The organism is uncultured Thiodictyon sp. (assembly GCF_903828115.1).
Classification (GTDB): domain Bacteria; phylum Pseudomonadota; class Gammaproteobacteria; order Chromatiales; family Chromatiaceae; genus Thiodictyon.
In genome coordinates this window covers 1-25,910 of sequence record NZ_CAIKKU010000070.1, presented here as the reverse complement: position 1 = coordinate 25,910, position 25,910 = coordinate 1, and the positions used below count along the sequence as shown (strand labels likewise).

Annotated in this window: 28 protein-coding genes; 16 read left to right on the top strand and 12 right to left on the bottom strand. The window is 65.9% G+C overall.

The window, feature by feature from the left end:
- Positions 1 to 67 precede the first annotated feature (67 nt).
- The gene (locus QZY48_RS02475; RefSeq protein ID WP_295427254.1) at positions 68 to 1,003 is read left to right on the top strand and encodes a 5'-nucleotidase; all 936 of its coding nucleotides are present in this window, start codon (positions 68 to 70) and stop codon (positions 1,001 to 1,003) included.
- Between the two features lie 92 nt (positions 1,004 to 1,095).
- Here the strand turns inward: QZY48_RS02475 and QZY48_RS02470 are convergent, their stop codons facing one another.
- Positions 1,096 to 1,365 (bottom strand): hypothetical protein, encoded by a 270-nt coding sequence (locus QZY48_RS02470; RefSeq protein ID WP_295427250.1) that lies wholly within the window; start codon positions 1,363 to 1,365, stop codon positions 1,096 to 1,098.
- 501 nt (positions 1,366 to 1,866) lie between these two features.
- Here QZY48_RS02470 and QZY48_RS02465 point away from each other — a divergent pair.
- On the top strand, positions 1,867 to 2,601 hold the full coding sequence (locus QZY48_RS02465) for a hypothetical protein (protein WP_295427247.1): 735 nt from the start codon (positions 1,867 to 1,869) through the stop codon (positions 2,599 to 2,601).
- Here QZY48_RS02465 and QZY48_RS02460 read toward each other — a convergent pair.
- A complete protein-coding gene (locus QZY48_RS02460) occupies positions 2,598 to 2,747 on the bottom strand; it encodes a hypothetical protein (RefSeq protein ID WP_295427256.1) in 150 nt (49 codons plus the stop codon). The two genes, QZY48_RS02465 and QZY48_RS02460, sit on opposite strands and share 4 nt — an antisense overlap.
- A 5-nt stretch (positions 2,748 to 2,752) precedes the next feature.
- Complete coding sequence (locus QZY48_RS02455) at positions 2,753 to 3,406, bottom strand: OmpA family protein (protein WP_295427245.1); 654 nt, start codon at positions 3,404 to 3,406, stop codon at positions 2,753 to 2,755.
- Between the two features lie 488 nt (positions 3,407 to 3,894).
- On the opposite strand from QZY48_RS02455, the gene cobO reads away from it, so the two are divergent.
- The 3 genes from cobO (at position 3,895) to cobT (ending at position 6,363) form a co-directional block, all read left to right on the top strand.
- Positions 3,895 to 4,500, top strand: a complete 606-nt coding sequence (gene cobO / locus QZY48_RS02450) for a cob(I)yrinic acid a,c-diamide adenosyltransferase (RefSeq protein WP_295427241.1) — start codon at positions 3,895 to 3,897, stop codon at positions 4,498 to 4,500.
- Positions 4,497 to 5,051 carry a bifunctional adenosylcobinamide kinase/adenosylcobinamide-phosphate guanylyltransferase gene (gene cobU / locus QZY48_RS02445; RefSeq protein ID WP_295427238.1) on the top strand — a complete coding sequence of 185 codons (555 nt, stop codon included), beginning with the start codon at positions 4,497 to 4,499 and terminating at the stop codon, positions 5,049 to 5,051. Before cobO ends, cobU begins: the two co-directional genes overlap by 4 nt.
- Before the next feature lie 259 nt (positions 5,052 to 5,310).
- Complete coding sequence (cobT, locus tag QZY48_RS02440) at positions 5,311 to 6,363, top strand: nicotinate-nucleotide--dimethylbenzimidazole phosphoribosyltransferase (protein WP_295427235.1); 1,053 nt, start codon at positions 5,311 to 5,313, stop codon at positions 6,361 to 6,363.
- A gap of 208 nt (positions 6,364 to 6,571) precedes the next feature.
- On the opposite strand, the gene QZY48_RS02435 is transcribed toward cobT, so the two are convergent.
- Both QZY48_RS02435 and QZY48_RS02430 read right to left on the bottom strand, forming a co-directional pair.
- Positions 6,572 to 7,642: a M20/M25/M40 family metallo-hydrolase gene (locus tag QZY48_RS02435; RefSeq protein WP_295427232.1), complete on the bottom strand. Its 1,071-nt coding sequence runs from the start codon at positions 7,640 to 7,642 to the stop codon at positions 6,572 to 6,574.
- A gap of 97 nt (positions 7,643 to 7,739) precedes the next feature.
- Positions 7,740 to 8,747: a M28 family peptidase gene (locus QZY48_RS02430; protein ID WP_295427229.1), complete on the bottom strand. Its 1,008-nt coding sequence runs from the start codon at positions 8,745 to 8,747 to the stop codon at positions 7,740 to 7,742.
- A 331-nt stretch (positions 8,748 to 9,078) separates the two neighbouring features.
- Between QZY48_RS02430 and QZY48_RS02425 the strand changes: the two genes are divergently transcribed.
- Positions 9,079 to 11,271, top strand: coding sequence for an alpha-amylase family glycosyl hydrolase (locus QZY48_RS02425; protein WP_295427226.1), 2,193 nt, complete (start codon positions 9,079 to 9,081; stop codon positions 11,269 to 11,271).
- Between the two features lie 236 nt (positions 11,272 to 11,507).
- A complete protein-coding gene (locus QZY48_RS02420) occupies positions 11,508 to 12,692 on the top strand; it encodes a hypothetical protein (protein WP_295427224.1) in 1,185 nt (394 codons plus the stop codon).
- Between the two features lie 153 nt (positions 12,693 to 12,845).
- On the opposite strand, the gene QZY48_RS02415 is transcribed toward QZY48_RS02420, so the two are convergent.
- The 3 genes from QZY48_RS02415 to QZY48_RS02405 all read right to left on the bottom strand — a co-directional run bounded on the left by QZY48_RS02415 (position 12,846) and on the right by QZY48_RS02405 (position 14,828).
- Positions 12,846 to 13,439: a hypothetical protein gene (locus QZY48_RS02415; protein WP_366929628.1), complete on the bottom strand. Its 594-nt coding sequence runs from the start codon at positions 13,437 to 13,439 to the stop codon at positions 12,846 to 12,848.
- Positions 13,440 to 13,444: 5 nt separating this feature from the next.
- Positions 13,445 to 13,936 carry a hypothetical protein gene (locus QZY48_RS02410; RefSeq protein WP_295427218.1) on the bottom strand — a complete coding sequence of 164 codons (492 nt, stop codon included), beginning with the start codon at positions 13,934 to 13,936 and terminating at the stop codon, positions 13,445 to 13,447.
- A gap of 292 nt (positions 13,937 to 14,228) precedes the next feature.
- Entirely contained in the window at positions 14,229 to 14,828 is a 600-nt protein-coding gene (locus QZY48_RS02405; protein WP_295427216.1) for a metallophosphoesterase, read from the bottom strand.
- 40 nt (positions 14,829 to 14,868) lie between these two features.
- Between QZY48_RS02405 and QZY48_RS02400 the strand changes: the two genes are divergently transcribed.
- Together QZY48_RS02400 and pssA are read left to right on the top strand one after the other, a co-directional pair.
- Positions 14,869 to 15,096 (top strand): hypothetical protein, encoded by a 228-nt coding sequence (locus QZY48_RS02400; RefSeq protein ID WP_295427213.1) that lies wholly within the window; start codon positions 14,869 to 14,871, stop codon positions 15,094 to 15,096.
- Positions 15,097 to 15,311: 215 nt separating this feature from the next.
- Positions 15,312 to 16,076, top strand: coding sequence for a CDP-diacylglycerol--serine O-phosphatidyltransferase (gene pssA, locus QZY48_RS02395; protein ID WP_295427210.1), 765 nt, complete (start codon positions 15,312 to 15,314; stop codon positions 16,074 to 16,076).
- 8 nt (positions 16,077 to 16,084) lie between these two features.
- Here the strand turns inward: pssA and QZY48_RS02390 are convergent, their stop codons facing one another.
- Both QZY48_RS02390 and QZY48_RS02385 read right to left on the bottom strand, forming a co-directional pair.
- Positions 16,085 to 16,243: a DUF3309 family protein gene (locus QZY48_RS02390; protein WP_295427207.1), complete on the bottom strand. Its 159-nt coding sequence runs from the start codon at positions 16,241 to 16,243 to the stop codon at positions 16,085 to 16,087.
- 388 nt (positions 16,244 to 16,631) lie between these two features.
- A complete protein-coding gene (locus tag QZY48_RS02385; RefSeq protein WP_295427204.1) occupies positions 16,632 to 18,350 on the bottom strand; it encodes an ABC transporter ATP-binding protein/permease in 1,719 nt (572 codons plus the stop codon).
- A gap of 343 nt (positions 18,351 to 18,693) precedes the next feature.
- Here QZY48_RS02385 and QZY48_RS02380 point away from each other — a divergent pair, with 343 nt between their 5' ends.
- From QZY48_RS02380 to QZY48_RS02370, 3 genes are all read left to right on the top strand, one after another.
- Positions 18,694 to 18,966: a hypothetical protein gene (locus tag QZY48_RS02380; protein ID WP_295427203.1), complete on the top strand. Its 273-nt coding sequence runs from the start codon at positions 18,694 to 18,696 to the stop codon at positions 18,964 to 18,966.
- A gap of 72 nt (positions 18,967 to 19,038) precedes the next feature.
- The gene (locus QZY48_RS02375; protein WP_295427200.1) at positions 19,039 to 19,257 is read left to right on the top strand and encodes a hypothetical protein; all 219 of its coding nucleotides are present in this window, start codon (positions 19,039 to 19,041) and stop codon (positions 19,255 to 19,257) included.
- 417 nt (positions 19,258 to 19,674) lie between these two features.
- The gene (locus QZY48_RS02370; protein WP_295427197.1) at positions 19,675 to 19,965 is read left to right on the top strand and encodes a hypothetical protein; all 291 of its coding nucleotides are present in this window, start codon (positions 19,675 to 19,677) and stop codon (positions 19,963 to 19,965) included.
- A gap of 107 nt (positions 19,966 to 20,072) precedes the next feature.
- Here QZY48_RS02370 and QZY48_RS02365 read toward each other — a convergent pair whose 3' ends face one another.
- Entirely contained in the window at positions 20,073 to 20,339 is a 267-nt protein-coding gene (locus QZY48_RS02365) for a hypothetical protein (protein ID WP_295427194.1), read from the bottom strand.
- 205 nt (positions 20,340 to 20,544) lie between these two features.
- Between QZY48_RS02365 and QZY48_RS02360 the strand changes: the two genes are divergently transcribed.
- Entirely contained in the window at positions 20,545 to 20,712 is a 168-nt protein-coding gene (locus QZY48_RS02360; RefSeq protein WP_295427191.1) for a PEP-CTERM sorting domain-containing protein, read from the top strand.
- 2 nt (positions 20,713 to 20,714) lie between these two features.
- Here the strand turns inward: QZY48_RS02360 and QZY48_RS02355 are convergent, their stop codons facing one another.
- Positions 20,715 to 22,568 carry a SulP family inorganic anion transporter gene (locus QZY48_RS02355; protein WP_295427188.1) on the bottom strand — a complete coding sequence of 618 codons (1,854 nt, stop codon included), beginning with the start codon at positions 22,566 to 22,568 and terminating at the stop codon, positions 20,715 to 20,717.
- 243 nt (positions 22,569 to 22,811) lie between these two features.
- Between QZY48_RS02355 and QZY48_RS02350 the strand changes: the two genes are divergently transcribed.
- From QZY48_RS02350 to QZY48_RS02340, 3 genes are all read left to right on the top strand, one after another.
- A complete protein-coding gene (locus tag QZY48_RS02350; RefSeq protein WP_295427185.1) occupies positions 22,812 to 23,375 on the top strand; it encodes a cytochrome b in 564 nt (187 codons plus the stop codon).
- Between the two features lie 208 nt (positions 23,376 to 23,583).
- Positions 23,584 to 25,227: a PAS domain S-box protein gene (locus tag QZY48_RS02345; RefSeq protein ID WP_295427183.1), complete on the top strand. Its 1,644-nt coding sequence runs from the start codon at positions 23,584 to 23,586 to the stop codon at positions 25,225 to 25,227.
- Positions 25,227 to 25,679 carry a response regulator gene (locus tag QZY48_RS02340; protein ID WP_295427180.1) on the top strand — a complete coding sequence of 151 codons (453 nt, stop codon included), beginning with the start codon at positions 25,227 to 25,229 and terminating at the stop codon, positions 25,677 to 25,679. Before QZY48_RS02345 ends, QZY48_RS02340 begins: the two co-directional genes overlap by 1 nt.
- Positions 25,680 to 25,910 lie beyond the last annotated feature (231 nt).

Genomic DNA, 25,910 nt, shown 5'->3' with positions numbered 1-25,910 from the left:
TTACGACAACGACAACGACAACGACAACGGTGCTAAGCGAACGAACGCGAATAGCAAAATGGCACCCATGACCCCCGCGGCCCCGTCGGCGGTGCGTCTCATCGTCGCCATCTCCTCGCGCGCCCTGTTCGACTTGAGCGAGTCCCATCGCGTCTTCGAGACCGCCGGCGTCGATGCCTACCGCGCCTACCAGGTCGCCCACGAGAACGACACCTTGCAGCCCGGGGTGGCCTTCCCGCTGGTGCGCAAGCTGATGAACCTCAATGCCACCCTGGGTGAGCGCGGTCGGGTGGAGGTGATCCTGCTGTCGCGCAACAGCTCCGACACGGGGCTGCGGGTGTTGACCTCCGCCCACCGCCACGGGCTGGACATCACCCGTGCCGCCTTCACCGGCGGCGCCAGCCCCTACCGCTATGTCGCCGCCTTCGGTGCCCACCTCTTCCTGTCCGCCGACCCCAACGACGTGCGCCTGGCGCTGAGCGCCGGGTGTGCCGCCGCCACCGTGCTGCCCGCGGCGTCCGCCGACCGGGCGGTGGACGACGGCCAGGTGCGCATTGCCTTCGATGGCGACGCCGTGCTGTTCTCCGACGATGCGGAGCGACTCTATCGGGAGGAAGGACTGGCCGTGTTCAACGCCAGCGAGAGCGCATCCGCCTACGAGCCGCTCCCCGGCGGCCCCTTCAAGGGGCTCCTGGTGGCTATCGCGCAACTGCAGGCCCTGTTCCCCACGGACGCCTCACCGCTGCGCACCGCGCTCGTGACCGCCCGCGGCGTGCCCTCCCACGAGCGCGTGGTGCGCACCCTGCGCGCCTGGGATATCCGCATCGACGAGGCCCTGTTCTTAGGCGGACTCTCCAAGGCCAGCTTCCTCGCCGCCTTCGATGCCGACATCTTCTTCGACGACCAGGAGGTCCACTGCGACGAGGCGCGGCTGCATGTGGCTACGGGGCATGTGCCGCATGGGGTTGCGAATCATACCGTAGGTCGGGTCAGCGAAGCGTAACCCGACCTCTGGCGCCACCTGAACGCGCCGTTGCTGGTCCGCTCAGCGGACCCTACGGACCCGGGCGCGTCAATGACCGTCGTCCGAGACTGTCATCCGGCCTCCCATGCGAAAAGACAAACGCGGTTTCTGCCCCCGGCCTTGGCCGCGTAGAGTGCATCGTCGGTCCGCTCGCGCAGTCGCTCCACTGACGGACTGACGTAGGTGGTCCGGCCGTCCAGCGACATGGTCCAGATGACATCCAATGCGTTCTTGGCCAGCAGACGACACCGTGCTTCGGTGACCCGCAGCCGCATCTCGGTCTGCTGCCGCGCCTGTTCGATCGACATCGGCTGCTCTTGGTTGTTGTCGAGTCCGTCCATCACACTCCCATTTCGTGCTCCCAGAAGCGGGGAATCCAGCGCGAAATCCCCGGCGCCGTTATAAAGGTGAATGCGGTGCCGTCGGGTCGATCACCGTGCATGGCGCGACAGGCGCAGTTGCCGTGCCCCGCGGTTGCCGCAGTAACGCTGCGCCGGGGAACCGTCGCGAGGCTCGCGGCTCCGCGTGGCTCCGCAGGGCTTGCGATCAAAGCGTTAGGACTGGAGATTACGAAATTTGCAGGCCGCAGGCAAGCTGTCAAGCGCCACCGCAGGCCGCGGGGGACCAGTCGGATAGGGCCCGCTGAGCGCTGCCGAGTTTGACCAAGGCGGCCTTGACCGCCTTGGCGCGTTGGGCGGAGCCCGGGTAGGGCGGAACGCACGCTGTTCTTCGAGACGGTTTGGGCGACCTTGTCCGCCTTCGGTGAGGACCCCACGCGCCTGGACGGACAGTTGGGCATGACGGCGATGTTGCACACCTGGGGCCAGACCTTGGGTAGCGCCATGTCCACCATCCAGAAAATGGGCTACACTCATTCGGCGTCGCAACCCGATGGCACATGCGAACACATGATAAACTGGAGAATACTAATGTTATCATTGTCTCACAGAGTAATTGTAACTGCGGTGATGGCGATAGTGGCTTGGCCTGCATTTTGCTCTCCAATCCAGTCGAAGAATAATAACGATCCGTTGCTTCCTTACACAACATGCACGACAGTAGGCAATTTGAGAGCTAAGGTAATTACTCGTAGATCAGGCTCTGGCCCAGATTACCGAGAGATTGCAACTAAGAAGGCAAAGGAGAGAGTATCGGTTATTGATGGTTATCGAGTAATGTTCGGGTACAGAGACGTCTCGTATTACTATGCCAACGTGAAAATCGAACAATCAGACCCGCAAAGTTACGCCCACGATAAAGCGCTCGTTATTGGTTCGCTCAAAGACTTGGCGACTGATAAGCAGCCGGGTAAGTTTTCTACCAAGTATACCTTTATGGATAAGGGTATCCTAAATGGCTTCGAGCATTACGGTGCGGACGGTGATGCCATTGATGTCGGAGGAACGGTAGGTACGCACGTCTTGTTTCATGATCCTGGCCATGTAATAATAACAGTCTATTTTCTCAATCAAGAAAAGCAGGGGCGTAGATTCAACAGCATCGACGAATATCGGATGTTAAGAGACACTTTCCTTACTGATTACACGAAATGCTTGAAATCTGCTTCTCACTATTAACGAATTCTCACGGTTTCCACGGCGACGATCGGCCGCGGCAGGTCCACGCCCAAGACGGCGTTGAGGAAATGGATCAACAGGTCGTGATTGGACTCCGCCCCCAGCGTGGCCAGCGCCTCGCGGATGGCGGATCGCCCTGCAGGCATCCCCCCTACGGCTCGGTAAGATAGACCTCGATACGCCGGTTGCGCCCGCGTCCTTCCGCGGTGCCGTTGTCGGCGACCGGGCGTGCTACGCCCATCCCGCGGGACTGGATGCGCTCCGGGGCACTGCCGAGTTTGACCAAGGCGGCCTTGACTGCCTTGGCGCGTTGGGCGGAGAGGTTCAGGTTAGCCGCGGCCGTACCGCGATTGTCCGTGTAGCCCTCGATCTGGACCAATAGGCCGGGTTCCTGCGCGAGGAGGGCCGCCAACGCGGTCAGGCCGGCGGGCAGCGGACTCGGCAGGGTGGATTTGCCGGCGCCGAACTGCAGCTCGGGCTCACCCAGCGTGATGAGGATGCCCTGCCCGGTAAAGTGTGCACCAAGTGCTGAATATACCTGGTGTTTCGCCTGAAGACCGGCGACGACCCCCTCCAGGTCTGCAATGCGCTGCCGGGCGGCGGCAAGTTCCGCGGCGGGGCTCGGCGCCGCTGCCAGGGACTTGGCGGCGGTCGGCGCGCGTGGCGCCAGGTGTGGTGGGTTGACGACATAGACCAGCAGGACGCCGGCGCCAAAGAGCAGGACCAGGCCGAAGGGAAGCAGGCGGGCGAGCATCCGGCTGGTCGCCGAGGGGACCGGCATGGGGTCTGGCATGGGGTCTGACATGGGAACTCCTCAGGCGACCCGCGGGTCGCGGACGATGGCGGTATATGGGTGTGATGGTGCCCGGCCCGGGAGGCCGGATGGATGCCGACCGGGGCGGGCCATTGCGCCCCGCCGGCCGCTCCCGGCGGGGGCGGCGTGGCGCCGGTGACGGCGGATCAGGTTGGCGGCTAGTCTACGGGACCCGGCGCGCGATCGAAACTGATGTGGGTCGGCGGGATCGCCCATCCTACGGCATTTGAGGAACCAGATCGGTTTGGATCGTACCCCGCGCGGCGCGCCCAGTGGTTGCGTCCCGGCCGAACCCCTACAATGGGACAATCCGCGGCACGCCCTCAGGGCCGCCGCATCACCACCGAATCCCGCCATCGAATCTCCGCTATGACCGCTGACACCGATTCATCGATCCGCATCCGCATCCGCCCCACGCTGCCCCGGCGGCTGGACCCCTGCCTGCCCCCGGCCGTGCGCCTGTCGGCCGGCGGCGTCCGATGACCGACGACGCCGCCCGGGAACGTCACCGCCGACGCATGCAGCGCCAGAAGGAGATCGTGGACGCGCGGGTGGCCGGGGCCACGCTGGAGCGCGGGGTGCTGGTGGTCAACACCGGCAACGGCAAGGGTAAGAGCTCCGCCGCCTTCGGGATGGTGGCGCGTGCACTCGGCCACGGCATGAAGGTGGGCGTGGTCCAGTTTATCAAAGGCAGTCACGCCACCGGTGAGGAGGCCTTTTTTCGGCGCTTCCCCGAACTGGAATACCACGTTATGGGAGATGGTTTTACCTGGGAGACCCAGGACCCGGACCTGGATCGACGCGCCGCCCTCGCCGCCTGGAGTCAGGCGGCGGAGTTGCTGGCCGATCCCGCCTTCCAACTGGTGGTCCTGGATGAACTCAACATCGCGCTGAAGCTGGGTCTGGTGCCCCTGGACCGGGTGCTGGAGGCGCTCGACGCTCGCCCTGCCCACCAGCATGTGGTGGTGACCGGGCGCGGCGCCCCGGCGGCGCTGATCGAGATCGCCGACACCGTGACCGAGATGCGCCCCATCAAGCACGCTTTCGACGCCGGGGTCAAGGCCCAGAAGGGCGTCGAACTTTGAATTCAGCCGCGGCGTCACGCACCCTGGTCCTGGGCGGGGTGCGCTCCGGCAAGAGCCGGTTCGCCGAGGGGCTGGCTCGGGCCGCGGCCCTTCCCGTCACCTATATCGCCACCGCCCGGGGCGCGGACGGGGAGATGGCGCGCCGGATCGCGGAACACCAGCGTCGCCGTCCCGCCGCGTGGGATCTGGTGGAGGAACCCCTGGCCCTGGCCGAGGCGCTGGCGGCCGCGGCCGCCCCGGGGCGCTGCGTCCTGGTCGAGTGTCTGACCCTGTGGATCACCAATCTCTTGGTGGATGAGACACCAGGGCGGATCGAGCGGGAGTTCGAGGCCCTGCTCGGGATCGTGGAGCGCAGCCCGGGGCGGGTGATCCTGGTCGGCAATGAGACCAATATGGGCGTGACCCCGCTGGGGGAACTGTCGCGGCGCTACTGCGACCTGGCCGGCGGCCTGCACCAGGCGCTGGCCGAGCGCTGCGACCAGGTCATCCTGGTGGTCGCCGGCCTGCCGCTGGTCCTGAAGGGGCCGGTACCGATCGCATTACCCAACTAAGTAACGAGCCAAGCACAAGCTAAACACAACACAATCGTTGCGATGCTTGCAAAGCCCGGACGGCGAAACGACGAGGTGCGAAAGAATCCTCGCGGGTATCGTAACCTCGATTACGACAACGACAACGGCGCCGACGGCATTCCCTAATTGACTTTTTAGGTGATTGGTGAACCGTTCCGAACTCCGAACTCCGAACTCCGAACTCCGAACTCCGAACTCCGAACCCCGAACCCCGAACCCGGACTCTGACCACTCGCCCATGACCGACTCGCTCGACTGGCTTGCCAACCCCTGTCCCGCCCCCTCGAACGCCGCCGCCGCGGCGGCGCGGCTGCGCCAGGACCAACTCACCAAGCCGCGCGGCGCGCTGGGCCGGCTGGAATCCCTGGCGATCCGCCTGGCGGCCCTCCAGGACACCCCAAGTCCGCGGGTGGACCCGGTGCAGATCTGCCTCTTTGCGGGCGATCACGGGGTGGCGGCGGAGGCCGTCTCGGCCTATCCCCAGTCGGTCACGGTGGCGATGGTGCGCAATATCGCCGGCGGCGGGGCGGCCATCTCGGTCCTGGCCCGGACCCTGGGCGCGGGGCTGGAGGTGATCGACTGCGGCACCCTGGGGGATCTGCGCGACGTACCCGGGGTGCGCTGTGAGGGCGTCGGCCCCGGCACCGCCAATCTGGCCCAGGGGCCGGCCATGACCCGGGGGCAAGTCGCCGGGGCACTCGGGATCGGTCGGGCCGCCGCCGCCCGCGCCGCCGGGCAGGGCGTGCGCCTGCTGATCGGCGGGGAGATGGGGATCGGCAATACCACCGCCGCGGCGGCGCTCGCCTGTGCCCTGCTCGGGCTGCCGGCCACGGACCTGGTGGGTCCCGGGACCGGACTCGACGGGGCCGGCGTTCGGCACAAGGCGCAGGTGGTCGCCAGGGCATTGGCCCTGCACGCGCGAGGACAGACCGATCCACTGGTCCTCCTGGAGCGCCTCGGCGGCTTCGAGATCGCGGCCCTGGCGGGGTGTTACCTCGCGTGCGGTCAAGGGCGCATCGTGGTCCTCGTCGATGGCTTTATCGCCACTGCCGCCGCCCTGTGTGCCTGCCGGATCAATCCCGGACTGCGCGACTGGCTGCTGTTCTCCCACGGCTCGGCGGAACCGGGGCATCGCGTCCTGCTTGCTGCCCTGGATGCGGAGCCACTGCTCGACCTGGGGATGCGGTTGGGGGAGGGCAGCGGCGCGGCCGTGGCCCTGCCCCTGGTGCGCCTCGCCTGCGAGCTGCACAACACGATGGCGACTTTCGCGGAGGCGGGGGTTGCGGGCTGACGGCCATTTTGACCTGGAAAGCCCTTTAGGAACGGTTCACTAATAGGTTAAACAAGTCCATTAGGGAACGCTTGCCGCGTCGTTGTCGTTGTCGTTGTCGAGGTTATCGTAGCGCCCCGGATTCTCTCGCACCCCACGTTGCATCGCTTCTCCGATTACGATGACGACAACGACAACGACAACGACAACGACAACGACTTTGTTGTGTTTAACTTGTTCCTGACTCGTTACTTACCCATCTTCCGGACTGTGCCCGTCGCGCGTCGTCCGCTGTCTGTTCATTCAGACGCCTGGTGACCCCGCCCCGCCGACCCCGCGCCGCCAGCAGCAAGCCGGAGAGCAGCAAGAGCATGACCGGCGGCTCCGGGATCAGACCGGCGAGGTCTGCCAGGGTGGCGGCGCTCGCCTGGGTGACCTTGAAGCCGAAGCCGTAGTCCAGGTAGTTCGGCGTGTTCGTGCTGTCTGCGGTGGTGTGATAGGTAGGATTCCAGCCGGGCTGCCGCCAGGGGTAGTCTTCAATCGCCAGAAGTGCGGACGAGCCCTGATACTGACTCTTGAGGAAGGGGTAGTGATCGCTGCCCCATTTGTCTTCCGGGTAGGCGATGATCGGCAGCCCGGTAACATAGGCCGTTGTTGCGTCAATGAATTGGCTCAGCAGCGACTGGTCTCCAATCAACTCCAGGGTGCCCGGGGTGTTGCCGCTGGAGAAGGCGATCATGTCCAGGTTCAGCATCCCGACAATCGCATCCCCCCTAACCTTGGCGGCGGCGGCATAGGCCTGGCTGCCGATCAGCCCCTGCTCCTCGGCGTTGAAGCCGATGAAACGGATGGTGGATGCGAACTGGTACTGACTCAGGACGCTTGCGATCTCCAGCATGGCGGCCGTGCCGCTGGCGTTGTCGTCCGCGCCCGGGGCATCGGTCGCGGCGGCATTGGAGGTGGAGTCGAAGTGGGCGCCGATGATGAAGATCTGGTTGGGGGTAACCAGGCCCGGCAGGGTTGCTTCGACATTGTTGCGCGTGTACCCCCCGTAGTTGAAGGCCTCCTGACGCACCGTCATGCCGAAGTTGCCCAGGGTGCCGGCGAGATAGTTGGTCGCATTGACATTTCCCTGGGTGTTGAAATAACGGGTGCCGAAATCCTGCAGGGTCCCGACATAGTCCTGGTAGTCGAACTGGGAGAGTTGCCCCAGTAGGTTGGTCATCGGGCTGGCCGCGAGCCATCCGCTGAACAAGACAAGGCCGAGGGCGAGAGGAAAGCGAATCAGTGATTTGCGCATGGTTGACTCCAGTATGGTCGGTGGGACTCTCGGGCGTGCCGGTGCAGGGTTGCGGTTTGCGATGGCCGCCGGGGGTCATCGCGCCGGTGATCGTCGATCAGTAGCGTATAGCTGCCTCCAATCGAACCAAGGCCCCGGTTGATCCTGACCCCCGCCGTCGGTGCGCCGCCAACGCCAACCCGGCCAGCAGCAGGAGCGCCACCGGCGGCTCCGGTACGCCGACGTAGCCGGCCAGGTCCGCCAGGGTTGCGGCGCTGGCCTGGGTGACCTTCAAGGCGAAATCGAAGTCCAACTGGTTCGTGGTGTCCGTGGTCTGGTGGTAGTTGGGATTCGTGTTGGTTGCGTCTTCCATTGCGAGCAACGAGGTCGAGCCCTTATAGTTGACTGAGTTGAAGGGGAACTGGTCGCTTTCGTCGTTGTTTTTATAGGAGTAGCGCGTGAGGAGGCTGGGCACGTAGCTCGTCGCATCGGCGATGAATTGGTCCACCAGCCATTGATCGCCCATGACATCCATGAGATTCGTGCCAGCGTTGTAGGCGATCATGTCCAGGTTCAGCATCCCGACGATGGTGTCGCCGTTGCCCTTGGCCTCGGCGGCATAGGCGATGCTGCCGACCAGTCCCTCCTCCTCCACGTTGAAGCCGAGGAAACGGATGCTGTAATCGAAGCGGTACTGACTGAAGACGCTCGCGATCTCCAGCATGGCGGCGGTGCCGCTGGCGTTGTCGTCCGCGCCTGGAGCGGGGGCGGTCGGCGGAGTGGAGGTGGAGTCGAAGTGGGCCCCGATGATGAGGACCTTGTCGGGGGTGGTGAGACCCCGCAGGGTCGCCTCCACGTTGCTGTACTGATCGCCCCCGTAGTCGAAGGCATCCCGGCGCACCGTCAGGCCGAAGCCGCCCAGGGTGTTGGCGACATAGTTGGTGGCATCGACGTTGCCCTGGGTGCCGACGTAGCGGGTCCCCAAGCCCTCCAAGTACTGGACATAGCCTCGGTAGTCTGACTTGGACAGTTGACCGACCAGATCGCCGATCGGGCTGGCCGCGGCGAGCCCGGTGAACAGGCTGAGAGCAAGGATGAGCGAGGCGTGGATCAGTGACTTGCGCATGGCAGACTCCGGTTGAAAGGCGGGACTCTTGGCGATTCAGGGGCGCGGACCTGAGCGCCGCCGGCCACAGCGACCGTACCAGGTGTCGCTGGTTGCAGAGGATCAACCTGAGCCGCGCCCCGGTCAAACGAATTGCGCCGGACGGCGGTTGCAGTCGTATGCAGGTGCGCCGCATCATGTCGAGTATGCGATTCCCGCTCCCGCGGCGCTGCCGTCACACCTGGGGCTGTCTCTGACGGCGCTCCCGCGCGCACCGCGGTGGCAGCCGGGAACCGGGCGCCGCCCACCGCCCGCCCGGTCGCGACCCCCTTCACCACACCCAGGACCCCCCATGCCGAAACAGAAACCAACCCCAGCCGCCGATCTCGTCGTTGCCTGCGAGCGCCCCGCGGGTTGGGCCGAGCCGTTGCGCGTGCACTTCTGGGACCAGTCACCGGATGGGGCGGGGAGCGCCTGGCCCGGCGTCCCTATGACTCCGGACCCGGAGCACCCGGGGTGGTGGCTGCACCGCTTTGCAGCGACCCGCTCGGTGCGGCTGCTGTTCACCGACGCCGCGGGTCGCCAGACCCCGGACCTGACGCGCGAGCGCGGCGGCTGGCTGGACGCCGCCGGGCACTGGCACGACCACAGGCCCGCGGGCAGCCTGGCGGCGCCCGGACCGCGCCCACCGGCGCACCCGCGCCCGCAGGTCCCCGAACAGTTGGCACCGATCGCGCAGCGCACCGACTTCCGCGCCGAAACCATCTATTTCCTCATCACCACCCGCTTCTATGACGGCGACCCGAGCAACAACTTCTTCTGCCGCGACCGTATCCGCTTCGACGGCAACGGCCAGGCGATCGACCCGCACTGGCGCGGCGACTTCAAGGGCCTGATGGAGCGTCTGGACTACATCCGGGAGCTGGGCTTCACGGCCATCTGGATCACCCCGCCGGTGGAGAACCGCTCCGGGCTCGACTACCACGGCTATCACCCCTATGACTGGACGCGCATCGACCCGCGCCTGGAGTCCCCCGGCGCGACCTATCTGGACCTGATCGAGGCCGCCCACGCCCGCGGCCTCAAGATCATCCAGGACGTGGTGGTCAACCACTCCTGCCAGTACGGCATCCGCGGCCAGGTCCACATCGACCACCTGCCGATCAAATACTATTGCCCCCAGGGTTCGGCGCCGGGCGCGGTCGATCACGGCCCCTACCAGGGCAGCCTGGGCAATTACGCCTGGCCCAACCGCGATGACATCGACAACCCCCTGGCACCGGACTGGTGGCGGGAGCGCCACGCCCGCGATCCAGACGGCCTCGAGCCCCTGGTTGACCCCAAGAGCGGGGAAACAGTTCCCAAACCCGGCTACAACCCGGGGCGCTTCTTCGGGGTCGATGCCAACCACCTGGACCCCAACTGGTACCACCAGGAGGGCTTCATCTGCGGCGGCGACTGGGAGAGCGCCTGGCCGCTCCAGCACAAACACCTGGCCGGCGACTGCATCGATCTGGCCACCGACCGGCAGAATGTGAAGGACTATCTCATCGGCGCCATCAATCGCTATCTCGATATGGGCGTGGACGCCCTGCGCATCGATACCGTCAAGCATGTGGAGCGCGACAACCTGCTCGAATACGTCAACGCCTGGAAGGCGCACAAGCCGGGGCTCTTCGTCTTCGGCGAGAACCTGGTCAAGGGCTACGGCTGGGGCGACCTGGGCGGTGGCGACAACGGACCGAGCCAGATCCGGCCCTGGTGGTATACGCGCCTGGGTCATGACCCGCGCGATCCGAATTCCGGTGGTGACTCCGGCTTCTCCGTACTCGACTTCGGGCTCTTCTCCACCTTCCGCGACACGGTGAGCAAGGGCACCTATGGCGGCACCGCCCAGATCCTCTCCATGGATTGGATCTATGGCGATGCGACGCGCCTCGTGACCTTTCTGCAGAACCACGACGTGGGGCCGGACAACGACTTCAAATACCGCTTCAAGGGCGACCAATGGATGGCGGCGGCGGCCTATAACCTGATCTGGACCGCGCGCGGCATTCCCTGCCTCTATTATGGGGAGGAGATCGAATTCATGAAGGGCGCCCCCCAGGACGTGGAGGGCGAAAGGGACACCCTGGACCAGACCGGGCGCGCCTATTACGGTGACCACCTGACCGACGCGGCCATCGGCGCCACCCAGGCCCATCCGCTCTATCAGCACATCCGGCGCCTGAACCAGATCCGCCGCGCCGTGCCCGCCCTGCAGCAGGCCCCCATGACCCAGGTCGCGGAGTGGGGCAGCGGCATGAGCTTCGTGCGTGACCTCTCTGACCAGGGTGACTATGCCGTCGTCGGCTTGGCCATCGGCTCCGACCAGCAGATCAGCGTCGGCGGCGTGCGCGACGGCACCTACCGCGACGCCGTGACCGGCCGCGAGGTCCAGGTCAGCGGCGGGCACCTGAGCTTCAGCGTGTGCGCCAACTCCGTCGGCATCTATGTCCTGGATGGTCCCGGCAAGGTGGGCGAGGATGGCGTCTATCTGCGGTAGGGTCGCCCCAGTTCCCACGCGCCGCGTCACTGCCGTTAAGTTGAGCCTCTTCTCGTTCCCGCGCTCCGCGTCCGGTCTTGGCACTGGACGCGGAGCGCCCGCACTGGCTCCCACGCAGGAGCGTGGGAGCCAGAAGACGAGGCCAAGTCCGCGTGCGAGGTCGCGTCGCGGCTGAAGCCGCTTCCACCGGGTCCCGGTCGGCCGGACGGGGGCGCCATCGAGAGTCGATAACACCAATGAAACTATCGATCCGACAAATCAGAAAGTCGCTGGCCGCCCGCGGCCAGGGACCCGGGGTGCTCGAACAGCTTGGCGTGAAGTATTATCGCTATCTGGGCCGCACCGCCGGCACCGCCGCGCTGCGCAACGTCACCATCGACGAACTACCCGACGATGCGACGCTGCAGGCCCTGGCCGGAAATATCACAACCTTTGCCGTGATCATCGCCTTTGCCGTCGGCGCTTTGACCACCTTTGCCACCATCTGGGTCGACGCGACCTATAAAGAGACCATGGCGGCAGTGCCCTATTGGCTGCTGTACGGCGGTGTGCTGACCGCCATGTTGATCATCGAATTGGCCGCGCTGTATTGGCTGGGCCTCAAGACGGTCTATAGTCTGGCGTGCCTGACCGGCCAGCATCAGGCGGTCGAGGATTATTTTCTGCCCGTCAGTGATTCAGTGCCCAATATCCTGGCCCGGGCCGCGCTGGAGGTGCCGGACCCGGTGATTCATTATCTCGGGATCGACCCGCTCAAACACCTGTCGAAATCGCGGCTCTTCCTGGTCGCCGCCCTCTACAAACTCAAGGTCATACTGAGCAGCCTGGTGGTCAAGTTCCTGCTGCTGCGCATGGTCGGCAAGGGCGGGTCGCGCACCGCGTTCAATTGGGTGGCCATTCCGATCACCGGCCTGTGGGACGCCGTCACCCTCCTGAGGGTCGCGCGCGATGCGCGGCTGCGGCTGTGCGGGCTCAAGCTGACCGAGCATATCGTCACCGAGATCCTGACCGACGACCGGCTGGCACGGTTGAGCCCGGCCGCGCAGGAGGGTGCGGTCAGGGCGGTCGCAACCATGATGGTGCTGTCCCAACATTATCATCCCAACCTCCTGGTCCTGATCATCAGACTCTGCACGGCCTTCAATATCAGGGAAGGTCATGGATACGACAACTGGGACAGTTTTCTGGCCCTGCTCCATCGGGTATCCGCCGCGGAACGGTACTTTCTGCTGGATCTCCTCAGCGTCGCCGCGGCCTTTGATGGTCAGGTCTCGCGTCTGGAGAAACACCATCTGCCGGAGGCCTTCAAGGAGTTGACCGACATCTATATGCTGCGCACCAGCCGCTTGACGAAGCTGCTGGCGGCCGGGCAACTGCACGCGGCCAAGGCGCTTTGTACCTTGGATTTTCAGCCGGGCTGAGCCTCTCTCCTTGGTGCGGCGCAGTGTGCGACGCAGCGCTTCCAAGACCCGCGTTCTCAAGCAAGGACTCGTCATGAATACATCACATTTTGTTCTTTGTGCGACAGCGTGCCTGCTTCTCGGAATGGCTTCACGCAGCAGTAGCACCACGGTTCAGAAAGCTGATGCTTCCGACGCGGTGAGCAGTAGCGCCCAGATAACCAACAGCGGTCCGAGGAAGGCCTGCTCCCGTTCGGCCAGGGGGAAGCGGGGGGCGAGGCGGCGGACTGCCGGGGCGGCCTCCATCACCCGTGCGTCGGGCCAGCGGTAGGCGGGGATTCGTCCATGGGTCTCCCAGGCGTGCGCGATCCGCTCGATCTCGCGGCGCAGGCGGAGATCATCCCGGTCCTGGTCCAGCCAGCCACGCAGGCGCGGCCAGGTGCGGATCAGGGCCTCGTGGGCGACCTCGACGGTCTGGGTGCCGCTGCCGACGTCGCGCCCGGTCACCAGCAGCCTGGCACCGGTCAGGCGGGTGATCAGGGGGCGCGCCGCCGCCCCGAGGTCGCCGAGGGCGGCCTGGCGGCGGGTGTCGGCGGTGCCCTCGCCGAGTTGGACCAGGTGCAGGAAGAGGTCGCGCGCCTGCCCCTGATCGCGGGCGGGGAGTGCGTCGATGACCGCGTCCGCGCGCTGGACGATGGCGCCGTGGACCCGCCCGAGCGCCTCATAGGCGGCATGGAGCATGCGGGCGTCCCGGCGGCGTGCGTACAGGAGTGTCAGGCAGAATTCCAGGAGCGGCAGGTGGCCGGGTTCTTCCCCGACGTCGTCCAGTCGGTGAAGCCGCCGCGGCCGAAGAAGAGCGGGGCGTCCTCCTCGCGGAAGGCGTCCAGGGAGCGGTAGGGGCAGGCGGCGTCCGGCGGCTGGTCGCAGCCGGCGTCGAGGTCGCGGATCAGGGCGGCGAGCGGCCCCTGCTGGTCGTCACCGGCGGTGGCGCGCACCTGCTCGAGGAGGAGGGCGAGTGGGTGCCGGTCGCCGAGTTGCCCAAAGGCGGCCAGGAAGTCGACCAGCCCGGCCGCCGCGCCCTGGGGACCGCCGTCCAGGTCGGGGCGGTGGGTCAGGATGGGCTCGGCCCCCGCTACCCCGCCGAAGGCCGCGGTGAGCAGGCGCAGCCGCCCGGTCTGCGTGGCAAAGTCGGGGTGATGCGTCAGCAGTTCCATGGCGCGGTCGCGCTGGGTCTTCCCCGGATCGCCGTTGCCGTGCGTGGTCATCTCCGAGTTCCCCCGTGCCGTATGGTTTTTCGGGAAGACCCCAACGGGGTCACACATACCAGCCCAGGGCAACGCCCTGGGATAATGCAATTGAAGCCGGCAGCCCTGAAAGGGCGTGACATCAATGCCTGGTCTCGCGGCCGATGCCTTATGTCACGCCCTTTCAGGGCTGCACTCGATTGCACCGCGGACCCAGGGCGGTGCCCTGGGCTGGTATGTATCGCCCCTGCGGGGCTTGAGCTACTCGCGAGGTCAGGCGGAACGCGCTGCCTGCCTCCTTTCGCCGACTGGCTCACAGGTCGATCCGGTAACGCGGCAGCGGGTCCTCGCCCGGTCCCTGCAGCCAACGGGCATCGGGCTTCCAGGCGCCGTTGGGCTCCTCGCGGCGGCGGGTCTCGACGGTGAGCCGGTCGCCAGCCAGACGCAGCAGGTTGTATTGCAGCGGATAGCCCGGGACCCAGTCGCGGCTGGGGGCACCGAAGGTGCCGGCGGCGATAATGTCGAGCCGGCGTCCGCCGGGGTTGCGGTCATAGAGGTACTGATCCGTCTCGGCCTTATGAATGTGGCCGTGCAGGGCGAGCCGGAAGCCGGCCTGGGCCAGGCGTTCCAGGAAGCCGTGATCGGTGATGCGGCTGGCGTCCGGGCCTGCCAGAGGGTGGTGCCAGACGGCGAGCTTGAGGCACGCATCCCAGTCCGGACGGGCGCGGATCAGGTCCAGGGCGCCGGTCAGGGCCGGCGGGTGGATACCGGCGCGGTCGCGATGGTGGTGGTCGATCTCCCAGGCCGAGTTCAGGCCCAATACCAGGAGCCCGAGGTCCGGCCAGTGTTTTTTGACAAAGAGCAGGCGCGGGCGCGACCTGCCGCGGGTCGTGCGGGCGGTCCATGGGCGCACCGGGTTTGCGATCCACGGGCGGACGGGCTGCGATCTGCCGGTGTGGTGGAATTATTGGGACTATTGTCCGCGGGATGAGCGGGACTTCTACCGGCACCTCAATTACCTGCTGTGGAACCCGGTGAAGCATGGGTGTGTGACCCGGGTGCGGGATTGGCCGCACTCCAGCTTCCAAAGTCTCTTGGACGAGTTCGGGGCCGAGCGGCTGCGGACTCAGTTCCGCGACTATCCGGATTTCCGCGAACTGGCCGTGACGGACGACTTCTGATGCCGGAGTCCAAGGCTTCAGCCTTGGATGGGCCCCGCCAAGGCTAAAGCCTTGGACTCCCGCGGACGCCGGGTCGGCGCCGCCAAGGCTGAGGCCTTGGACTCCGGGGGGGCGCCGCGGCGGCTTTCTTCGTGGGCGAGCGGCTTTCCAGGGGGCGCCGGGCCGGCTCCCGGCTTATACTCCCGGGCCAACCTCTGACCTCCCGCGGACCCCCCATGGAACAACCCCCAGTCCCCCGCAAACGTCCCCGCGGCATCTATCTGCTGCCAAATCTGTTCACGACCGCGGCCCTCTTCGCCGGGTTCTACGCCATCCTGGCGGCCACGCAAGGGCGCTTCGAGGCGTCCTCGATCGCCATCTTCGCGGCCATGCTGCTGGACGGGTTCGACGGGCGCGTGGCCCGCATGACCCACACCCAGACCGCCTTCGGGGCCGAGTATGACAGCCTCTCGGACATGGTCGCCTTCGGCGTGGCCCCGGCGCTGGTGGCCTATCACTGGGCCCTGGGCGGGCTCGGCAAGCTGGGCTGGCTGGTCGCCTTCGTCTACTGCGCGGCGGCGGCCCTGCGCCTGGCGCGCTTCAACACCCAGGTGGGCACGGCCGACAAGCGCTTTTTCCAGGGGCTCCCCAGCCCGTCGGCGGCGGCCCTGGTGGCGGGCGGGGTCTGGATCGGGGCGGAGCAGGGGATCGACCCGACCTACGTCTCCTGGATCGCCGCGGCCCTGACCGCGGGGGCCGGGCTGCTCATGGTCACCAACTTTCGGTATTACAGCTTCAAGCAGCTCGATCTGCACGGGCGGGTGCCCTTCATGTTGGCCGTGGCGGTGATGCTGGGGGTCGCCCTGATCCTGATCCAGCCGCCGATCGTCCTGTTCCTGGGCTTCCTGGGCTACGCCATCTCCGGCCCGGTCTGGACCCTGATCGGCCTGCGCGATCGGCGCGCCTCCCGGCGCCGGGGCCGGACCGGCGGCGGGGTCTAGGGTTGCGCCTAGAGCTTGCCTAGCAAGACCAGGATCAGCAGGATCAACACGACTAGCCCGACCCCGCCGCTGGGGTAGTAGCCCCAGGATTGGCTATGGGGCCAGGTCGGCAGGACCCCCAGCAGGATCAGAATCAGAACGACGACCAGAATGGTACCGAGTGACATGGTGTTTCTCCGCAGTGGAACGGTGGATCAAGGATGGGGCCTGCGCCGCGCGCGCCAGACCGGTGGGTTGGCAGGAGGCGGCCGACCCGGTCACTGGGTATTGGCTCAGGGCCAGGACCCCTGCCGACGGGGCTCTCGATGGAGTGGTTACGGGTCGGTTCGCACCTGCTCCATTACGCCGGAGTCTAGCCCCGATCGTCTTGCCGTTCGGTGCGTTGGCGTACATGGCAGGGGCCTTGACGTAACTGCGGCCAGGTCGAACACAGCGCCGTAGGGTGGACAAGCGCAACGCAGTCCATCAACAGCGGCGCGGGGTTCGGTGGACTTCGCTCCCGCTCGTCCACCCTACGATCGCAATTGCGACCATCGCCCTTGGCGTCTTCTTCTGCTAGGTGATTGCCCAGGTCCCCGACCGCTCCAGCCGCAGGACGCGATCATGATATTGGATCAAGGTGGTGCGGTGGCCGACGCTGATGAAGCCGATACCGGAGTCCTTCAGCATTAAATAGAACCGCTCCTGATTGTCTTCATCGAGTGCACTGGTGGCCTCGTCAAGGAAGGCAAAGGCGGGGCCGTGCAGGAAGAGTCGCGCGAAGGCCACGCGCTGCTGCTCCCCGATCGAGAGTACGTTGGTCCAGTCCAGCACGCGCCCCAGATCACTGTCGACGCGCTCCAGCACGTCCGCCAGATTGACCTTGCCTACCACCGCGATGATCTGTTCGTCGCTGAGGTCGCTGGCGGGATAGGGATAAAGCAACTGATCGCGCAGATTGCCGTCGATCATATAGGGGCGCTGGGGGAGGAACATCATGTCGCGCAGCGGCGGGCGTTCGATCACACCGGAGCCGATTGGCCAGAGCCCGGCGATGGTGCGCAGTACCGAGCTCTTACCCGTGCCGCTGGCGCCCATGATCAGCAGGCTCTGACGGCGGCGCAGTTCCAGGGAGAGTCCGATCACCAGGGTCTTTGCGTCATCCGGGGTGCGCACCGTGAGATTGTCCAGCTTCACCATGCGGCCGTCGTCCGCGGGCGCCGGGCCGCCGGCCGGCGCCGCGTGCCCCTCATCGGCGTCGAACTCATCCAGTTCGTCCCACAACATGCCAAGCCGCCGGACGCCTGCCAGGTAGGCGCTCAAGCGTTCAAACTGGGTAATGATCAGCGAGACGGCCGCCAGCACCTGGGCGAAGGCCCCGGCCGACTGGGTGACGACGCCGAACTCGACCTTCCCGGCCATGAACAGGGGCGCCACGATCACCACCGGCAGGATGATGGCGGCATAGTTGTAGCCGGTGACGAAGAACGCCAGGTTGCGATTCCAGCCGATAATGCTCAGCATATTCAAGACCGCCGCCCCCAGGCGCCCCACCAGGTCCCGTCGCTCGCGCCGCTCTCCGCGATAGAAGGCGATGGATTCGGCGTTATCGCGCACCCGCACCAGGCCATAGCGGAAATCGGCCTCCTTCTGATACTGCAAATAATTCAGCCCGATCAGGCGCCGGCCGATCAGGATGCTGAAGCCGGTGCCCGCAATGGCATAACACAGCAGCACACCCACCAGGGTGGCCGAGATCGACCACAGCACGCCGACGAAGGCGATCAAGGTCACCGTGGCATTGAGAGTGATGAGCAGGAAGGACAACGAGGTACCGGTAAAGTTGCGCACATCCTCACTGATGCGCTGGTCCGGGTTATCGATGCTCGATGACCCACGCAGGCGGTAGTAGGCACGATTGTTGAAATAGCGTCGGATCAGGTGTTGTGCCATCCATTCCCGCCACAGCAGGGCCAGGCGCTCCTCCGTCCACCTGTAATAGACCCCCAGCGGGATGGCCAGCACGAAGGTGCCGAGGTACCACCAAAGCCATTGCCGGTAGGCCGGCACATCCTTATCGGCGATGGCGGTCATGAAATACCGCGCCACATAGCTCATGAGCACCTGCACGCCGCCGACCGACAGGGCTAAAGCGAGCAGAATGACCACGAAGACAAGCGCCTTGTAGCGGATCCCCGAGCCGAAAAAGAACGCCTTGGAGATGATCCACAGCTGCCGCACGAGTCCGCGGTCAGACCCCTGTTGATCCGTTTTCCGGTCGGTGCTTTGATCCATTGCTGCTCGGGGCCTTGGCAGTGAGAAAAGGTCACATCGAAGGCCATACCACAGCGATGGCCCGGCGTCGTTGGGTGGACGAGCGTCGTAGGGTGGACAAGCGCAGCGCAGTCCACCAGCCGCGGCTCCACCTCGCCCACCCTACCGGCGCAAATTCGCCCCTGCTTTGTAGGCTACTGCCAAGGCGCCGCGCGCACTGTCTGTTACCGCACCGACGGGGCTGGTCCTTTCGCCTATTCTCAAGACGATGGCGGTACCCCCTTTCGCGACGCCAAGCGATTGCAGCCGTCCCCTGAGCGGTGCCTGCCTGCTATTGCCTTCCACACCCTGGAGATACCGAAAAATGTCCATGCAATACTCGATCATTACCGGGGCCGCGGCGCTCGCCATCGCCCTGTCCGGCGCGCTCTGCGCGCAGACCCCGGCGGATCAGCAGCCGGGCGGCAGCGCCGAACAGTACAAACAGTTGAAGGTGGACGAGGCCACCGCCGCGGATGCCAAGTATCACGCCAATCGTACCGAACCCAACCGCCAGGCCCGCGACCAGGCCGAAGCGGAGGCCGGGGCGGCGATCGAGCGGGCCAACGGTCCGGCGCCGCAGCAAGGCTCACGCTGAAAGGCTCAACCCCGGTACCGCGCGGCACTCGCGACGTGGTAGCGGATCGCTACACCTGTGAGAGAGAACGCAATGAACGCAATGAAATTGGTAGCCGTCGCGCTGATCGTCGCTGGCGCCTTGGGGCTGGCGTACGGCCGTTTCAGCTATACCAAGGAGACCCAGCAGGCCCAGATCGGGCCACTGGAGCTGACGGTCAGAGACCAGCAGACCATCAATATCCCGGTGTGGGCCGGCGCGGCCGCCATTGCCGCGGGCCTGTTGTTGCTGGTAATCCCCAAGAGCGCTTGATGGGATGAGATAGCGACCGCCGAAACAACCTCGGGTCTTGCGGAGAACGACACTGAACGCACCGAAAATCGTCGCCGTCGCCCTGATCATCACCGGGGGCCTGGGCCTGACATCCGGCGGCCTCCCTTCTTCCAGTGAGATGCCCGGCACGACCTTGGGTCCGGTCGTCAAGTGTCAAGGCGCCTGTCGCATCGCCGACGGCCCCGGGCCGCCGATCCATTCCTCAGCGCTATTAGGCATCAGTGCGGTAGCGAACCGACCTCACTTATGCCTTCTGCTAGACTGCTCCTGACATCGTATTCAATGAGAGGCAGGACGCCTTGCCCGCGGTCGCCGGGTTCCCCGCCTGGGAACCTGGCGCTGCAACCCCAGCCCGGCCACCGGCCGGATGACCGATCAACCACCGGAGATACCAGCATGTCGACCAAAGACGACTATATTGCGAAGATGAAATCCCAACTCGATTCATGGAGCGCGGAGATCGACGCACTCGAGGCGAAGGCGAATGACGTCAGGGAGGATGCCAAGGTGAAATACGCCGAGCAACTCGCTGCGCTGCGCGTCAAGCGCGAAGAGGGCGAGCAGAAGCTGGTCGAGATGCGGGAGGCCGGCGAAAGCGCCTGGGAGCAGGTGAAGGCCGAATCGGAGAAGGCCTGGGCGGCGTTCAAGGACTCGGTGCAGGCCTTCCAATCCCACTACAAGGCCTAAGCGGCCGGCGCCCGCCGCGGTGGGCGCCGTCGCAAAACGCGCGGTCGGAGTGTGAACTCCGGCCGCCGTGGGAGTAAAGGCGGGACTTCAATACCCCATCGCGGTGCTCAAGCAGGTTTGTGCTTGAGGAAGCTGGCGAGCCAGATTACCAGAACGGCCCCGAGCAGCGCGGTTACGACACTGCCGACCAGCCACACAAAGCTGGCCAGATCTCCGAGCATGGCGATCAGGATACCACCCAGCGCGCCCCCGGCCATGCCGAGGAGCACATCCCCGATGGTGCCGAAGGGCGGTTTCCCGCCGATCAGCTTGCGGGTGACCAGTCCGGCAAAGGCGCCGATCGCCATCCAGATCAGGATTGTTGTAGAGAACATAACGGGAAGCTCCGAAGGTTGCAGGGGGTCCGATGAAGGACTGCTGGACGAGGTGTGGTGCGCCTGGTCGGCACGATTCGATGCCGTCGGCGGTGAGACTGGCCCCAGCGCCGCCGTGACGGTGTCTCACGGGGACTGGCAGGGGCGCCCTACTGAAGCTTAGCCCACCCATCCCGCCGCCTCTGTTCGGTACCGCACTGCCGAGGTGTTCAAGAGCGTCGACACCTTCACGGTTACCTCCACCAGCACGGTTGCCAACTGGGATGCCGGTGTCTCCTGCATCCAGAGCACCGACGTCCCGGTTCCCGGGGTCCTGGCCCTCATGGCCTCGGGCCTGACGGGCCTGGGCGTCACCCGTCGCCGCCCTGCCTAGCCTCAGTCCGCCGCCAGGCGCTCGGTCCCGGCGGCAGTCTCAGTGGCTGCCCCGGGCCGTCCGGCGCACTCACGGAAGATGCGCGCGGTACAGGTCCGGCAGGTTTCCGGGTCGAGGCGCGCGACCACCGTGGCGATGGCCTCGGTCTTGCCCTTGAACAGATTTTCCCGTCCGATCGCGTCGATATAACCGCCCCGGTTGAGCGGCTCGCAGACCCCGGGCTTGAGCCGGATCAGATAGAGCCCGCCGCCCTCGGCGCGGCGGCGCGTCGCCTGCTCCACCAGAAACTCGGCCCCGGCCACGTCGATGAAGTTGATGCCGGTGGCGGAGACGATCAGGTGGCGTTGCGCGGGGCGCGCCTCCTCCAGACGGTGCAGGGTCTCGGCGACATAGTTGACGGCGCCGAAGAAGAGTGAGCCGTCGAGTCGTGCGATCTTGATCTGCGGACACTCCGGCAGGGCCGGGTCGGTCACGAAATCGCGCCCCGGGGTGCGTGGGTCCGGGACCCGGGAGATCAGCTTGGGGCGCGAGGTGCGGTTGAGATAGAGCCCGAGCGACAGGAGCACCCCGGCCAGGATAGCGAACTCCAACTGGAGGAACAGGGTGCTGAAGAAGGTCACGGCCAGCACCGTCGTCTCCGAGCGGCTGGTGCGCAGGATATTGCGCACGGCGTGCAGATCGATCAGTCCCCAGGCGACCAGGAACAGGATGGCCGCCATGGCGGCATTGGGCAGATAGGCGGCCATGGGGGCGACCAGCACCACCACTCCGACCAGGAAGAGCCCGGCCAGGACCGCCGCCAGCGGCGTCTTGGCCCCGGCTTGGAAGTTGAGCCCGCTGCGGTTGAAGGAGCCGGTGGCCACGTAGCCGGAAAAGAAGGCGCCGCCGATGTTGGACAGCCCTTGGCCGATGAATTCCTGATTGCCGTCGATGTGCTGGTGGGCGCGCGATCCCAGGGAGCGGGCGATGGAGACCGCCTCGGTCAGGGCAAAGAGGCTCACCGCCAGGGCCGCCGGGGCGAGCTGGCGGATGGTCTCCAGCGAGAAGTCGGGCATGGACAGGGGCGGCAGCCCGGCCGGCAGGGCGCCCACGGTGCTGATGCCGGTGGTCTGCACGCCCAGCACCTGGTTCAGGGCGTAGGCGATCAGGCTGCCGCCGACCATGGCCGCGATCATGTAAGGGAACCTGGGGAAGAACTGCCGCACCGCCAGGCCCAGGGCCAGGGTCGCCACCGCGACCCCGGTCACGAATGGATTCACATGCTCGACGTTCAGCAGCAGGGTCCCGATGACCTCGTGCAGGCCCAGGCCGCGGGCGATGTCCAGTCCGAAGAAGTTCTTGACCTGATTGCCGGCGATCAGGAAGGCCGCCCCGGCGGTGAAGCCGACCACCACCGAGTGCGAGATGAAGTTGACCAGGGTCCCGAGGCGCGCGAGCCCCATGGCCAGCTCCAGGATGCCGACCATGAAGGTCAGGGTGAGGGCCAGGCGCACATAGTCGGCGGTGCCGGGCTCGGCGAAGACGCTGAGCGTGGAGAAGAGCACGATGGACGCCGCCGTGGTCGGACCCGAGACCAGGTGCCAGGAAGAGCCCCAGAGGGCGGCGATGACGGCCGGGACCATGCCGGCGTAGAGCCCGTATTCCGGCGGCATCCCGGCGATGGTCGCGAAGGCCACGCCCTGGGGCAACACCACCACGGCGCCGGTGAGACCGGCGATCAGGTCCAGCTTGAGGGTGTGCCGGTCGACCCGCTTCCACCAGCGCAGAAAGGGGAACAGGATCAGCAGCCAGGGCGGCAGACCGGGCGGCTTGGGCTGGTGGGCGGGCAGGGCGCCCGGGGCCGGACGGGAAGACATCGTGATACCTCTGGCGGGTCTGTCGGTCCCCCGCTGGCGCGGGGCGGGTCAAGCTGAGCCGATCCCCATCATCCGGCGCCCGGTGCCCAGCGCCGGCAGGGGTGGCGCCCGAGGCAGTGGGACAGGTCGCGCTCAATGAGTCTTTAAGGATATGCTAATATATTCCCCCTGCAGATTCCATCCTTCATACCGATTCCTGTGCGATCATAGGGGGACTTATCAACCCGCGGAGACCCTGAACCCATGAACGAGAAACCCTCCCTGCAACGCTACGGCCTGCTGTCCCAACTCTTCCACTGGTCGGTGGTGGCCCTGATGATCGGCCTCGTGGTCACCGACAAGCTGCGTGCGGGCGCCCTCAAGGACACCCCGGAGCGCCTGGAGTGGCTGAACCTGCACATGTCGCTCGGCATCCTGCTGTTCCTGATCGTCATCGCCCGCATCGTCTGGACCCGCCTGAGTCCCCAGCCGGTACCGCTGCCCGGTGCCCAGTGGACCCTGATCACCGCCAAGCTGACCCACGGGCTGCTCAATCTCGCGACGCTCCTGGTCCCGATCTTCGGCTACCTGCGCGCCGCCTCCAAGCCGCGGATGAGCGACTTCTTCGGCATCCAGATCCCGTCGGTGACCGGCGAACTCCCCTGGCTCAACGACGCCATGCACATCTTCCACGGCGAGCCGATGGAGGTCTTTTTCTATGTGGTGATCGGCCTGCATGTGGCCGCCGCTTTCTGGCACCAGTATTACAAGCGTGACGGGGCCATTGCGCGGATGCTGCCCTGGGGAGTGGTTGAACGGACGGTTTAGGGGCAGGCCGCGTGGCTTCGGGCTGGACGCCGTCCAGTCGCGGGGAGACGAGTAAAGGAACGCCTGGAGTCCAAGGCTTCCCCCCGTCCAAGGCTGAAGTCTTGGGCCCCGGATTGCGACGACCACGACTACTTTTCCAGTCTGTCCGCATGCGAATGCCGTTGCGGACGCGCTGCCTCGCCAGTTTGTAGATCACGGGACATCGGCCATGACCAAAGAAATCCACGACCCAGCCATTCTCACATCGACCGCCGAGGCGGCAACCGGCCGCGCCGAGGTCCAGCGCCAGGAGGCACTGATCAAGACCGGGGCCTTGCAGGACGCGATCTTCAACAGCGCCAATTTCTCGAGTATCGCCACCGACGCGCAGGGCGTCATCCAGATCTTCAACGTCGGCGCCGAGCGGATGCTGGGCTACGCCGCCGCCGATGTGGTGAACAAGATCACCCCGGCCGACATTTCCGATCCACAGGAGGTGGTCGCGCGCGCCAAGGCACTGAGCGCCGAGCTGGAAACCCCGATTACACCAGGCTTCGAGGCCTTGGTCTTCAAGGCCTCGCGCGGTATCGAGGACATTTACGAACTGACCTACATCCGTAAGGACGGCACCCGCTTCCCGGCGGTCGTGTCGGTCACGGCGTTGCGCGACGCGCAGGACGCCATCATCGGCTACCTGCTGATTGGTACCGACAACACCGCGCGCAAGCAGGTCGAGGAAGAGCAAAAGGTGCTGGATCAGCGTCTGCGTGACCAGCAGTTCTACACGCGTTCGCTCTTCGAATCCAACATCGACGCCTTGATGGCGACCGATCCGCGCGGCATCATCTCCGACTGCAACCGGCAGATGGAGGTGCTCACCGGCTGCACGCGTGACGAGCTGATCGGCTCCCCGTTCAAGAATTACTTCACCGACCAGGAGCGGGCCGAGGCGAGCATCAAACAGGTACTGAGCGAAAAGAAGATCACCAACTACGAGCTCACCGCGCGTTCCCGGGACGGCAAGGAGACCACGGTCTCCTACAATGCGACGACCTTCTTCGATCGGGAGCGCCGGCTTCAGGGCGTGTTCGCCGCCGCGCGCGACATCACCGAGCGCATCGCCCTGGATCTGGTGCTGAAACAAAAGAACGCCGAACTCGAGTCCGCCAACAACGAGTTGGAGGACTTTGCCTACTCGGTCTCGCACGACCTGCGCGCGCCCCTGCGCGCGATCGACGGCTTCTCGCGCAAGGTGGTCACCAACTATGGTGAGCGGCTCGACGAGGAAGGCCGGCGCCTGGTCCAGGTGGTGCGGGACAACGCCCAGCGCATGGGGCACCTGATCGACAACCTGCTGGCCTTCTCGCGGATGGGCCGCCGCGAGCTCGTCCTGCAGCCGCTGGACATGGACGCCATGGTCACTGGCGTGGTCGACGAGTTGCGCGCGGCCGAGCCAACGCGCTCGATCGAGTTCGCCTGCGCACCGCTGCCGTGCGCCCGGGGGGACGCGGCCCTGATGCGGCAGGTGTGGGTGAACCTGCTCGGCAACGCGGTGAAGTTCTCGCGCCGGCGTCCGAGCGCGCACATCGAGGTCGGCGGCCGCACGCAAGGCGGCGAATGCCTATACTGGGTCAAGGACGATGGGGCCGGTTTCGACATGCAGTATGCCGGCAAGCTGTTCGGCGTCTTCCAGCGCCTGCACCGTGAGGACGAATTCGAGGGCGTCGGCTGCGGTCTGGCCATCGTCGCGCGCATCCTGCAACGCCACCACGGGCGCATCTGGGGCGAGGGCAAACCGGACGCGGGCGCCACCATGCACTTCGCCTTGCCCCTGGCGCAGGCGGGCGACCAAGCTTCGGAGGCACGAACATGATGAATACGAAAGAACAGGAATTGCAGATCCTGCTGGTGGAAGACAACCCGGCCGATGCCGAAATGACGATGGATGCGCTGCGGCTGGGCCGTCAGGTCAACCAGGTGCAGTGGGTCAAGGACGGTGCCGAGGCGCTCGAGTTGCTGCTCGGCCGCGGCGACGAATCGGCCGCGGCCGCCCGGCGTCTGCGGCTCGTCCTGCTCGATCTGCGGTTACCGCGGGTCGACGGACTGGATGTGCTGCGCGCCCTGCGTGCCGACGAGCGCACGCGGCGCCTGCCGGTGGTGGTGCTGACCTCGTCCCACGAGGAGGTCGACGTGGTGCGTGCCTACGACCTCGGCGCCAACAGCTATCTGGTCAAGCCGGTCGAATCCGAGGCCTTCATGGCGGCGATGGTCGAATTGGGGCTCTACTGGATGCTGCTCAACAAGGCGCCGGGCGATACCAAATGACCGATCGGGACCAGGTGTCGCCCCCCCCATCGACCTGATCCTGGTCGAGGACTCGGCGGTCGATGCCGAACTGATCGCCGACGCCCTGGCGGAGGCGGGTCTCGTCATCGCGGTGCGGCGTGTGGAGGACGCGCAGGCACTGCGTGCGGCACTCGACCAACGGTTGCCCGACGCCATCCTGGCCGACTGGACCCTGCCCCACTATTGCGGTCAAAGTGCATTCGTTTTCGC